This window comes from Streptococcus macacae NCTC 11558, assembly GCF_000187995.2.
Classification (GTDB): Bacteria; Bacillota; Bacilli; order Lactobacillales; family Streptococcaceae; genus Streptococcus; species Streptococcus macacae.
In genome coordinates this window covers 1,526,507-1,538,993 of record NZ_AEUW02000001.1, presented here as the reverse complement: position 1 = coordinate 1,538,993, position 12,487 = coordinate 1,526,507, and the positions used below count along the sequence as shown (strand labels likewise).

The window sequence follows — 12,487 nt, the reverse complement described above, 5'->3', positions numbered from 1 at the left end:
GGAACATTATCAAGGAGTTTACTTAATGCCAGAATAGGTTCGCGTGTATAGGTTTACTGGTCTAATGTAAAAATCTTTAAAATAGCGTTTACATTATTTTTTAAAAATGCTATAGTGACAGTGTGTTGCTAATGCTTTTAATTTAAGGAGGAAAATGATGAAAGAAAAAGTACGTTTTAAACTACATAAAGTTAAAAAACATTGGATAACAATTGCCGGAACGGTTATTGTAGGCTTTGCACTAGCCGGTACAGGTCTTGTACAGGCTGATGAACAAACAACTCGTTCAGAAGTACAGACAAATGATGTCACCCAAACACAGTCCGCCCAAACGACGGACAGCACTGTAAAAAGCAACACAGATAGCACAGCCCCAGCGGATGCTGCTATCAACAACGAAATGACTACTGAAAGCAGTCAAGTTACTTCACAAGCGACAAAAGCCAATAATGATACTACGCCAGCTGAGACTGTAAAGAAAGATAAGCAAGACAGCCAAGAACCATCAGAGTCCGAGCCAATTACAAGTAAGGCAGTCACTTCTGACAGTGATAAGGAAAATCAAGCGGTATCAGCAGCTCTTTCAGAAAGCAAAACTCAAGATAGTGATAAGAGAGCCAATAGTTTCTACGAGGAAAATGGGAATTGGTACTATCTTAACGCTGCTAAAGAAAAAGTAACCGGCTGGCAGACTATTGATGGCGTTCGACTTTATTTTGATCCAGACGGCCGGCAAGCTAAAGGAAAATTTCTAGATATTGATGGAGGGACCTATTACTTTGATCCTGATTCAGGTGCTGTAAGCAAGGGACTTAAAGGTGTTGGTCAAGATCTTTACTATTTTAATTCAGACGGTCATCTTATAAAAAATCAGTATATAACAGTTGATGGTGCTGAATACTACTTTACGCCTGAGACAGGAGCTGCTTTAAAAGGCGCAGCCACTAATGCACCGCAAGGCATCCAAGGAGGCTATCTCTATGATTTAGAAGGTAAGCGGGTTCTTAAAGAAGGTTATTACACCTTTAATAACAAATTGTATTATGTTAATCACTATTCAGCTGTTTATTCTTCGAGGACTGATGTTGTATTCAAAAAGGACGAAACAGTCTACCATTATTATTTAAAAGATTTCAGCCTGCTTACTTCTGCTTGGAATCCTCAACATAATATGTATTTCGGAAAAGATGGTAAAGCTCTTACAGGCTGGGCTAATATTGATGGACAGACTTATCATTTTACGCCCGATGGCTTTAACTTTGAAATGGCTAAAGGGATCAAAAAAATTGACGATAAATCTTATTACTTCAACGATGAGACAGGAGCCCTTTACAAAGATCAATTTATCATCCGCTCTAATCAAGCAAATGGCTCTTTAGAATTCTACTTTGCTGGTAAGGATGGTGTTTTAGCGCAGGGCTATCAAACGATAGATGGCTTGAATTATTACTTTGATCCAGACGGCCGACAATTAAAAGGGGCTGGCTACGATACTGCAGGAAAACTCGTTGTTACTGATAAGGATACTGGTATTATTCAAAACAGTGAAAAAGCTAAGGGGCACTTTGTCCAAGACGCCAATCATCATTGGAAATATATTACAGATCAAGGAGAATTTGCCGTCGGCCATGCCACTATTGATGGGCATAAGACCTACTTTGATCAAGATGGCAATCAATATCGCGATAAGGTCCTTAGAGAATTTGTTCAAGGAAATGCGACTATCACCTATTTTGATGAAAATGGACATACTGTCAGCAATCGTTTTGCCTTTGATAAAGACTACCCAACAAATATTAACAGAATCTCCCATCAAACCGGCTGGCTTTACATTGGAGCGGATGGGACAGCTGTCAAAGGAGATCAAATAATTAATGGGGTACTTTATCACTTTGATAAAAAGTACGGCGGTCAGTACAAAGATACTATCTATCATCAGCAGGAACAAGGATTAGATGGCAGTCTTCCTGGTTTTTATTACTTGGATAGCAATGGCCGTTCCGTTAAAAATGCTTTTATCCCTATTCATTTCACGATAGACGATCACGATTATCTAATCTTTTATCACACCGATCAAAACGGACAGTTGGCCGAAGGCTGGCAGACTATTGATGGTAAGACTTATTATTTTGCTAAATTAGACGATACGGGTTCTCATCGTGTGAGATTCGGACAAATCAAGGGAGAAATGCTAATAATTGATGGGGCTAAATATTATTTTGATCCCAATAGTGGTGAACTTCTGCGAAACCAAACAGTAACTGTTGATGGCAAAGACTATACTTTGGGTCAAGATGGCAAGGTTCAGGAAAACTACGGTTTTATCACTAAAGAAGATGGTCAAACTTACTATCAGTTAGAAAACGGTGAATATGCTAAAGGTTTGACTGTTATTGATCATAAAAATTATTATTTTGATAAAGAGACAGGGCAAATGGTCAGAGATAAAATTATCGTAGATAAGGACAATCTCCTTTATGGCGTAAAAGGGAGCCGTTACTATAACAGCTACTATTTTGGAAAGGATGGTTATGGTGTCAGCGGACTTCAGACAATTGATGGAAAACTCTACTACTTTGGAGCTAATGGTGCTTCTGTCTCTAGCAATGTTTCACATGCCTTATCATATGATGACGATTATTATTATGTCAGCAAAGACGAGATTATTAAAGATCAACTAGTGACCTACGGACTGTTTACTTTTGGTTACAATCCCTATTATGAAAATACAGTCGGTTATTACGGTCCTGACGGGAAACTCTTACAGGGTTGGTACAAAAAGGATGGACAGACCTATTATACCATTGAACCTGAAAACGCTATGTCTTTTGCTTATCGGTTAGCCTATACACGAGCTAAAGGACTCAATCTTATTGATGGTGAGGTTTATCTATTTGATACAGAGACAGGGCAAATGAAATCAAATGGTTTCTACCAATCGTATGATAACTGGTATTATTTGAATGCTGATGGTGTTGCTGTAACAGGCTGGCAGACTATTGATGGAAAAGTCTATTATTTCAGTCCCGGCCGTCTAGGTGAGGATACTTCTGAGCGTAAGAAATATACTTTAATGACCACTCGGGGGGTTCAAGTCAAAGGAAAATTAGTGGAAATTAATCACAGTAAATATTACTTTGATCCAAATTCCGGTGAACTCTGGACCAACCGAACACTAGAGTATGAAGGACATACCTATCAGCTAGATGATAAAGGAAAAGCAAGACTCATTCATTAAAAAGAAGCATCAATAATCTTCTAGTTCGTGCAAAAGTATTATTTAAAAAAAGGGTTTCAGCTGATTTATTCTGAAACCCTTTGTTTATTATGCGACTTTAGCCCATCTTGCTCTGCACGATACGAACGAGAAAATACATCTCCCGTTTGATGGATGGTTATTTTTATGATTTTATTATCTTTCAGTGGTCAGAGATTCTAAAAATCCTGGTAAAAAGCTTTGGAATGATTCCTTGTTTAATTGAACAAATTTATTTTGTCCGGCTTTCCGTGTGGACGTTAGCCCAGCTTCACGTAATGTTTTAAAATGATAAGAGGCTGCAGATTTACTCATATTTAACAGCTGTCCCATTTCACCACAGCTTAATTCTTCCTTTTTATCATTTAGGATACGAATAATCTGTAGGCGGATAGGGTCAGCTAGTGCCTTGAAAATTTTAATTCTTATCTCATCTTGGCTGTCAAAAAATTGGTTAATAGTCATAAAATTATTTTACTCTTGAATTTTTAATTCGTCAATGCTATACTTTTAAACAAAGTTAAAAAGTTTTTGAACTATTAAATTATTTTCAAGGAGTACTTATCAATGAAAAAATATTCTATTTTATTTTTCTTAACAATGTTTATCATTGGAACAGATACATTCTTAATTTCTCCCTTACTTCCAACTTTAACGCGATTATACGGAATAGACTCTTCGGTTTCAGGGTGGATGGTTAGTGCTTATGCGATTGGCTACGCGTTTTTTGCTCTTGTCTCTGGCCCTATTTCTGATGGCCGAGATAGAAAAAAAGTAATGAGTTATGGACTAGCTGCTTTCGCCTTTTCGACATTTTTATGTGGATTGGCGACAAGTTTCCCTTTAATGCTGCTGTTCCGCCTATTTGCGGGAATTAGTGCTTCATTTGTAACCCCTCAAGTTTGGGCATCCATTCCTATTATAGTTGAAAGAAAACATATTGTACAGGTTATGGGATACGCTACTGCAGGATTATCTGCTTCCCAAATGGCTGGGGTTCCTATAGGTGGTTATCTAGCTAGTGTTTCCTGGCAGACTCCATTTTATTCAATTGCTATAGCCTCTCTTATATTACTTATCTTGATTCATATTTATTTACCTAAATTAGAAGTTGGAAAAGCCGTCAAAATTTCAGTTACAGAAGCCTATAAAGATATTCTGGCTAATAGAAAATCAATCAGTTATCTTATTGCTTATTTCGTTTTTCAAACAGGGTCTTTTACGGCAATCACCTTTATTTCCACATGGTTTACCCATGACTTTAATATGAGCTTGACTAATATTAGTACGGCTATTATTGCGGTTGGTGCGGGAAACTTATTTGGTTCCCTATTTGGCAGTCGAATTGTTAAGAAGTTTGGCTTGCAGCAAACCTTTAAGGCTGAGCTGATTACACTTGTTATTCTTTATCTTATTTTACCATTTGCTTCCAATTTTTGGCTTGCAGAAATTTTGTTAATTATTATTTATATAAACAATGGTTTTATCTTCCCATTGTTTATGACGACTTTACAAGGTACAGTTGAAAAGGTACGCAGTACCATTTCCTCATTATCAAATGCAGCCATGTATTTAGGAGAGGCGATTGCGGGTGTTGTCGGAGGCATTCTCTTTGTGAAATTTACAGGTTTCTCGGGAATTGCTGTTTTTGCAGCTATTATGATTGCTTTAGCTTGGCTTCTTTATGCACAGGCAGGGGCATTTAGAAAAAGAAAATCTAAATGATAGAGTTTGTTTAGATTATACATTTTTGAGAATGAACAATGGAAAATATCAAAATAAGATCTATTATTAAAGTCAGTTTTGCATCTAGAATAGTAAGCAAACTTTTATTTGATAAACTCGTAATCATTGATTTTAAAGCTAAAGATTATCGGTATGTAAAGGATATTTGGACATTGATTTAAGAAGCCCCCTATTAGTTTGTCTTCGCCTATGTAAAAGTATTATTTAAAATAGTCACCCTTGACAAATCAGTTAAAAGGCTTATAATATGAATTAAATTTATATAAATTTAATTCATATTATAAAGCGAGGGATTATTTTGACTAAGAAACATAAACTGACTATTTTTGCAATGTGTTTAGGTACATTTATTGTTATGTTAGATACGACTATTATGAATATTGCCTTACCAAGTATTCAAAAGAGTCTTTCTATTACGCTTTCAGATTTATCTTGGGCTTTAAATGCTTACACAATACTTTTTGCTTCACTTACTATTCCTTTAGGGAAATTCGCCAATATCTTTGGAAAGAAGGGTTTTTATCTCTGTGCTTTAATTTTATTTGCTTTTGGTTCACTTATTAGTGGTTGGTCTCAAACCCTTTTGTTACTGACTTTAGGCAGGATATTACAAAGTATTGGGGCAGGTGCTATCTTTCCGTTAAGCATGGATATGGCTATCTCTTCTCAGAGAAAAGTGAATCGCGGCAAAGCTACTTTGATTGTTGGTATTACTCAAGGTTCAGCTTCTGCCTTTGGTCCAATTATTGGCGGTATTATTATCCATTTCTTAGGGTGGCGATGGATTTTTCTTATGAATCTTCCGATTGCTGCAGTTTCGCTGCTGCTGACTATTTTTTACTTAACCTTGCCTGAAGAAAAGGTAGAAAAAACAAAAATAGATTGGTTTGGAACAATATGTATGGTCGCTGGTCTTTTCTCATTAACGCTATTTCTTATAAATCTCAGAAGTGAAGGCCTATCTTTATTTATGTTAGCCTTGTTGTGTATTTCGATACTGGCTTTGTTTATCTTTATCTGCTATGAAAAGAAAATGGCTTATCCAATTATAGATTTTGGCTTATTTAAGAGTTCTCATTTTAATATGGCGGCTATTGGGACTATTTTAGGACAGCTTTTACTTGTTGGGTTTATGGTGTTAATGCCAACCTTTTTTGAAACTATTTTTCATAAGACTGCTTTACAAGCCGCTTTACTTATTAGCCCTTCTACTTTTATGATTTTCTTGCTGTCTCCTTTTGCAGGAAAGTTAATGAGGAAAATACGCCCCTACTATCTACTGGCTTTAGGCTTTTTCATCATTAGCCTTGGTTATCTGAGTCTATCTTTTCTTAAATTACCTTTTAACTATATTTTTTACAGTATTTGTAGTATATTTATAGGAGCGGGATACGGAGTAATTGTTGGGCCAATCAGTGTTTTATCAACTTCTGATTTTAAGGGAAGCCGTTTAACAGTCTCACAGAGTGTTATAGGTGTCTTGCGGCAGTTAGGAACCGTTTTGGCCACAACTCTTTTTATTAGCGGATTAACTTATAATCTCTCATTAGCAAAGGGATTGCAGGATTATATCTCTTCATTTACCAGTCTTTATTTTTATACAGCACCTGCTGCACTGATATTGGCGCTGCTGTTTTTACTCCTTCCAAGTCAGTTCAAAAAGTAAGGAAAGATACTAAATATGCGAAGTGATGATGTTGTCTTGGGGATTCTGTTTGAATCTTCTTCAACGGGATATGAAATTAAACAAAAATTTGAAACTGTTTTTCGTAATTTTTATAATGCCTCTTTTGGAAGTATTTATCCAATTCTACATAAGCTTGAGCAGCAAGGAAAGATTGAATCTTCAGTTGTTCATCAAGATGGTAAGCCTGACAAAAAAGTATATACGATTACTGAAAAGGGGACGGAAGCCTTTCATCAATACCTGCAAACAGAAATTGAGCCCAGAAAAAATAAGTGGGATTTTATGGTAAGGATGTATTTTGCAGATAACTTATCTATTCAAAAGCAAAGAGAAATGATTGATGTTGAATTGATGAGACAAGAAGACAGTATGGAGCAATTACTGGAACTTCAAAAGTTAATCGAAAAGCGGGTAAATCAATTTCAAAAATTTAGCCTAGAAATTGGCTTAAAACAAAAAGAAGTTTTAATTGAGGAATTAAAACGATTAAGAGAAAAACTAAAGTAGAAAGCCACAACTTTCCAACTGCTTTAAAACATATAAATGATAACCAAAAGAAAAAACGCTTGTTTCAAGCGTTTTTTAATATTTATTGAAGTGCAGTGTCTTCTTATTTAACTTCAGTAAAGATCACGTGCTTACGCAGTTTTGGTGAATATTTCTTCAATTGAAGACGGTCTGGGGTATTACGTTTGTTTTTTGAAGTAAGGTACAAGCGTTCACCAGATTCTTTGTGTTCAAGTGTAATATTTACGCGCATGGTATCTCCCTTCTATTTATTCCGCAGCTTTAGCTTTAGCGATTTTGCGTCCTTTGTAGTATCCTTTGAGGGATACACGGTGAGAACGTGAGTAATCTCCAGTAGTTTCGTCAAATTTCACAGTTGGTGCTGTCAAATTATAGTGCGTACGGCGTTTATTTTTCTTCGCTTTTGAAGTGCGACGTGCAGGTACTGCCATTTTTTCTTTCCTCCATAAAATATGATGAGCTTTTGAGCTCCAATTGTTTTTGATTACTATGACTTACGTCAACTTTAACAGTATAGCAAAAGATTTTTGTAAAGTAAAGTTACTTGACAAAAATTTTAGGAAAAATCAATAAATTTCTTCATTTTTAATAAATGTGGCTGAATGCTGCTACTGTTGATATGGCTATATTTAGTGTGATGTGCATTAGAAAGTGAGCAGACAGCAGCTGAAAGAATTTCAGCTGTCTGACCTGCTATTTTTATGGTAAAATAGAAAAGAATAAGCTTAAAGAAGATGGAATGGAAAGGAATCAAACACAGGCTTAAGATCTGCTCTATGCAATAAATCGCAGTGTCTGGTATTAAAGGCATGCAGGTGATTATTTGCTTTGGCTTTGATCTGCAGTGCACTTTGTATATTATTATGACATTACAAAAACCAAAAGGAACGCAGGATATTTTACCTCAGGAAACGGCTAAGTGGCAATATGTAGAAGATTTTGCACGTAAAATCTTTAAAAAGTACCATTATGGAGAAATCAGAACACCTATGTTTGAGCACTATGAAGTGATTAGCCGTTCTGTAGGCGATACGACGGATATTGTCACTAAAGAAATGTATGATTTTTACGATAAAGGAGATCGTCATGTGACTCTTCGGCCTGAAGGCACTGCTCCAGTTGTACGATCATATGTGGAGAATAAGCTTTTTGCTCCTGAGGTGCAAAAACCGGTTAAGGTTTTCTATATTGGCTCAATGTTTCGCTATGAACGCCCGCAAGCTGGGCGGCTACGAGAATTTCACCAGCTGGGAGTGGAATGTTTCGGATCTTCTAATCCGGCTACTGATGCCGAAACGATAGCCATGGCTTATCAACTTTTCAATGAATTGGGAATCAAAGATGTCGTTTTGCACCTTAATAGTTTAGGAAATACAGAGAGCCGTAAAGCTTATCGGCAAGCATTAATAGATTATTTGCTGCCAATGAAAGATAAACTTTCTAAGGATTCACAGCGCCGTTTGGAAGAAAATCCCTTGCGCGTATTAGATTCTAAAGAAAAAGAGGATAAAGCTGCGGTGGAGGGTGCCCCGTCTATTCTTGATTATTTAGATGAGAAATCGCAGGCTCATTTTGATGCTGTGCGTGATATGCTGGAGGCCCTTAGTATTCCTTATGTGATAGATACTAATATGGTTCGTGGCCTTGATTACTATCATCATACCATTTTTGAGTTTGTTACTAAGGTTGATAATAGTGAACTAACTATTTGTGCCGGCGGCCGTTATGATAGCTTGGTAGAGTACTTTGGCGGCCCTGCAACAGCTGGTTTTGGTTTTGGACTCGGCTTGGAACGTCTTTTGCTGGTTTTAGATAAGCAAAATATTGCACTGCCGCTTGATGAGAGTTTGGATGTTTATATAGCTGTATTGGATAACAGCGTAAATAGTAAAGCTTTAGAGCTTATACAAGCTATTCGCCATCAGGGATTTACAGCAGAGCGTGATTATCTTAATCGTAAAATCAAGGCGCAATTTAAAGCAGCTGATAGCTTTAAAGCTAAAACGATTATTACTCTTGGTGAGAATGAAGTTGAAGCAAATCAAGCTGTCGTTAAAAATAATACAACGCGCCAAGAAGTGCTAGCTGATTTTGATGATATCAGATCTAATTTTGCAAGTATACTAGAAGAGTTGTGCTAACAAAAATAATTGGAAAAGAGCAGGTCATGTCAATTTTTTAGATAGGATCTGTTTTTTTAATATCTTAATGGCTGAAATTAAGGAAAAACTTTAGGCTATTGTAAGCTTTAGATAGTATGATGATTTTTTGATAAAGTTGCTTTTAATTCATCTTTTTTGTGTTAAAATAGATAGAGAAAAAGACACAAGAGAAGGAACTTGATGGGATATGAAACGTTCTATGTATGCTGGTGCTGTTCGCTCAAAACATATTGGTCAAAAAATAACGCTAAAAGGCTGGGTTTCCCGCCGTCGTGATTTGGGAGGCCTTATTTTTATTGATTTACGTGATCGTGAAGGCATTGTTCAATTGGTTATCAATCCGAAAGAAGCTTTGCCAGAGGTTGTTGAAAAAGCTGAGACACTTCGTACAGAGTTTGTTATTGAAGTGACAGGTACCGTTGTTGAACGGAGTCAAGTTAATGACAAATTACCGACTGGACAAGTCGAAATGCAGGTGGAAGAGCTAATTATTTTAAATACTTCTCAGACGACACCATTTGAAATAAAAAATGGTATTGATGTGAATGATGACTTGCGTCTGCGCTATCGTTATCTAGATCTCCGCCGTCCTGAAATGTTGAAAAATTTTAAGTTACGTGCTAAAGTGACACATGTTATTCGCAACTATCTGGATGAGCTGGGGTTTCTTGATGTTGAGACCCCAATGCTGAGCAAATCAACACCAGAAGGTGCTCGTGATTACTTAGTGCCAAGCCGTATTAGTCAAGGCCATTTTTATGCGCTTCCTCAAAGTCCGCAAATTACTAAACAGCTTTTGATGAATGCAGGTTTTGATCGTTATTACCAAATTGTAAAATGCTTTCGTGATGAAGATTTACGCGGAGATCGCCAGCCTGAATTTACGCAGGTTGATTTAGAAACTTCCTTTTTATCTGATCAGGAGATTCAAGATATTACGGAAGGTTTAATTGCCTGTGTCATGAAAGAGACGATGGGAATTGAGCTTCAATTACCTCTTCCTCGAATGTCTTATGATACAGCCATGAATCTTTATGGTTCTGACAAACCAGATACACGTTTTGAAATGACTTTACAGGACTTGACAGATATTGTAAAGGATGTTGAGTTTAAGGTATTCTCACAAGCCCCAGCTGTAAAGGCCATTGTTGCTAAAAATGCCGCTGATAACTATTCTCGTAAAGATATTGACAAGTTAACAGACTTTGCCAAGCAATTTGGAGCCAAAGGCCTTGCTTGGATTAAGTATAGCAATGGAGAAATAGCTGGACCGGTTGCCAAATTTTTGACCAGTATTGCAAAGGACTTGACAGAGCGTTTACAGCTTGAAGACAATGATTTAGTGCTTTTTGTGGCAGATGAACTTGAAGTGGTCAATAATAGTCTTGGTGCTCTGCGCAATCATTTGGCTAAAGAACTCCATCTCATAGATAAATCTAAATTCAACTTTTTATGGATTGTGGATTGGCCAATGTTTGAGTGGTCAGAAGAAGAAAGACGCTATGTCAGTGCTCATCATCCCTTTACATTGCCTCAAGCTGATACTGCTCATGAATTGGAAGGAGACTTGTCCAAGGTTCGTGCTCTTGCTTATGACATTGTTCTCAATGGCTATGAGCTTGGTGGCGGCAGTCTTCGTATCAATCAAAAGGAAATGCAGGAGCGAATGTTTCAGGCTCTTGGCTTTAGTAATGAAAGTGCTAAAGAACAGTTTGGGTTTTTACTTGAAGCTATGGATTATGGTTTTCCACCACATGGCGGTTTAGCTCTTGGCCTTGATCGTTTTGTGATGCTATTGGCAGAAGAAGACAATATCCGCGAAGTGATCGCTTTTCCTAAAAATAATAAAGCTTCAGATCCAATGACTCAGGCACCAAGTCTTGTTTCTGCTAAACAGCTGGATGAACTCTATTTGGAAGTTTTAAAACAAAATCACTCAGAAAAAAATGAACACAGATAAATTTGAGATTATTTTTAAACGATACCTAAAAAAACTGGCGAAACGTTATCAGTTATTCCATGTCCTATCTTCTATATCTCGAGAAAAATATGGAGAGCGTATTTCAGGTTCTATTATTTATGCTCTTTTATCCTCGATTGCTGTTAATTTCTTTTTTCAGCCTGGACATGTCTATGCGAGCGGTGCTACAGGATTGGCTCAGATTGTATCAGCTTTGTCCATTAAGTATTTGAATCTTGTCATTCCTGTTTCAGTAACTTTTTATGCTGTTAATATACCGCTTTTGATCATAGCTTGGTATATGATTGGCCGTAAATTCACTGTTTTTACATTTATCACAGTAACCTTAAGCTCTCTTTTTATCCAAGTCATCCCTCAAATGACCTTGACACCTGACCCGATGATGAATGCTATTTTTGGCGGCTTAGTGATGGGGGTAGGCATTGGCTTTGCTCTGCGCAATAATGTCTCTAGCGGCGGTACCGATATAGTCAGCCTCCTGATTCGTAAAAAAACGGGCCGCAATGTAGGAAGGGTATCTTTAATTGTTAATATTTTGATTATGACAATAGCAGGTATGATCTTTGGCTGGCGTTATGCTCTTTATTCGATGGTGACCATTTTTGTCTCTAGTCAAATGACGGATGCTGTATTTGTAAAACAAAAGAAAATGCAGGCAATGATTATTACCAGTAAACCTCGTCGCGTTATCCGGATGATTCATCATAAATTACACCGAGGTGTTACTATTATTAATGATGCCGAAGGGACTTATAATCATGAGCATAAAGCTATTTTGATTGCCATCATCACACGTGCTGAATTTAATGATTTTAAATATATTATGAAAAAAACAGATAAAAATGCTTTCGTATCCGTGGCAGATAATGTCAATATTATTGGCCGTTTTATAGAAGATGACTAGTTTGCATTTTTCCGCTGTATTTCAATAAAATAAGAACTCAAAAGTAAGATCGCATCAATCTAACTTTTGGGTTTTTTGTATTTTGCACTGGGCTGCCACTATAAAATATAAGACCAACAAGGCTGACCTCATGATAGTGCTGGGAGACAAAAGAAGCTTGGACCTATTTTGTTCCAAGCTTTTAACTGTTGATTTTTTAGCTCTCATTATAATTCATAATAGT

10 protein-coding genes are annotated in these 12,487 nt (G+C 36.8%); 7 read left to right on the top strand and 3 right to left on the bottom strand.

What is annotated here, in order from left to right:
* Window positions 1–157 precede the first annotated feature (157 nt).
* Window positions 158–3,238: a KxYKxGKxW signal peptide domain-containing protein gene (locus tag STRMA_RS07290; RefSeq protein WP_003081334.1), complete on the top strand. Its 3,081-nt coding sequence runs from the start codon at window positions 158–160 to the stop codon at window positions 3,236–3,238.
* Window positions 3,239–3,412: 174 nt separating this feature from the next.
* Here STRMA_RS07290 and STRMA_RS07285 read toward each other — a convergent pair whose 3' ends face one another.
* Window positions 3,413–3,721 carry an ArsR/SmtB family transcription factor gene (locus tag STRMA_RS07285; protein ID WP_003079965.1) on the bottom strand — a complete coding sequence of 103 codons (309 nt, stop codon included), beginning with the start codon at window positions 3,719–3,721 and terminating at the stop codon, window positions 3,413–3,415.
* Window positions 3,722–3,823: 102 nt separating this feature from the next.
* Here STRMA_RS07285 and STRMA_RS07280 point away from each other — a divergent pair, with 102 nt between their 5' ends.
* The 3 genes from STRMA_RS07280 (at window position 3,824) to STRMA_RS07270 (ending at window position 7,196) form a co-directional block, all read left to right on the top strand.
* The gene (locus STRMA_RS07280) at window positions 3,824–4,981 is read left to right on the top strand and encodes an MFS transporter (RefSeq protein ID WP_003080837.1); all 1,158 of its coding nucleotides are present in this window, start codon (window positions 3,824–3,826) and stop codon (window positions 4,979–4,981) included.
* A gap of 319 nt (window positions 4,982–5,300) precedes the next feature.
* Window positions 5,301–6,668 carry an MFS transporter gene (locus tag STRMA_RS07275; protein ID WP_003080961.1) on the top strand — a complete coding sequence of 456 codons (1,368 nt, stop codon included), beginning with the start codon at window positions 5,301–5,303 and terminating at the stop codon, window positions 6,666–6,668.
* A 15-nt stretch (window positions 6,669–6,683) separates the two neighbouring features.
* Entirely contained in the window at window positions 6,684–7,196 is a 513-nt protein-coding gene (locus STRMA_RS07270) for a PadR family transcriptional regulator (RefSeq protein WP_003079018.1), read from the top strand.
* A 103-nt stretch (window positions 7,197–7,299) separates the two neighbouring features.
* On the opposite strand, the gene rpmG is transcribed toward STRMA_RS07270, so the two are convergent.
* Entirely contained in the window at window positions 7,300–7,449 is a 150-nt protein-coding gene (gene rpmG / locus STRMA_RS07265; protein WP_002262412.1) for a 50S ribosomal protein L33, read from the bottom strand.
* Window positions 7,450–7,465: 16 nt separating this feature from the next.
* Window positions 7,466–7,648 carry a 50S ribosomal protein L32 gene (rpmF, locus tag STRMA_RS07260; RefSeq protein ID WP_003079131.1) on the bottom strand — a complete coding sequence of 61 codons (183 nt, stop codon included), beginning with the start codon at window positions 7,646–7,648 and terminating at the stop codon, window positions 7,466–7,468.
* Between the two features lie 432 nt (window positions 7,649–8,080).
* Here rpmF and hisS point away from each other — a divergent pair, with 432 nt between their 5' ends.
* From hisS to STRMA_RS07245, 3 genes are all read left to right on the top strand, one after another.
* Complete coding sequence (hisS, locus tag STRMA_RS07255) at window positions 8,081–9,358, top strand: histidine--tRNA ligase (RefSeq protein WP_040841873.1); 1,278 nt, start codon at window positions 8,081–8,083, stop codon at window positions 9,356–9,358.
* A gap of 208 nt (window positions 9,359–9,566) precedes the next feature.
* Window positions 9,567–11,339, top strand: coding sequence for an aspartate--tRNA ligase (gene aspS / locus STRMA_RS07250; RefSeq protein ID WP_003081970.1), 1,773 nt, complete (start codon window positions 9,567–9,569; stop codon window positions 11,337–11,339).
* Window positions 11,326–12,264, top strand: a complete 939-nt coding sequence (locus tag STRMA_RS07245) for a YitT family protein (RefSeq protein WP_003080195.1) — start codon at window positions 11,326–11,328, stop codon at window positions 12,262–12,264. The genes aspS and STRMA_RS07245 overlap by 14 nt, the downstream gene beginning before the upstream one ends.
* The last annotated feature ends 223 nt before the right edge of the window (window positions 12,265–12,487 follow it).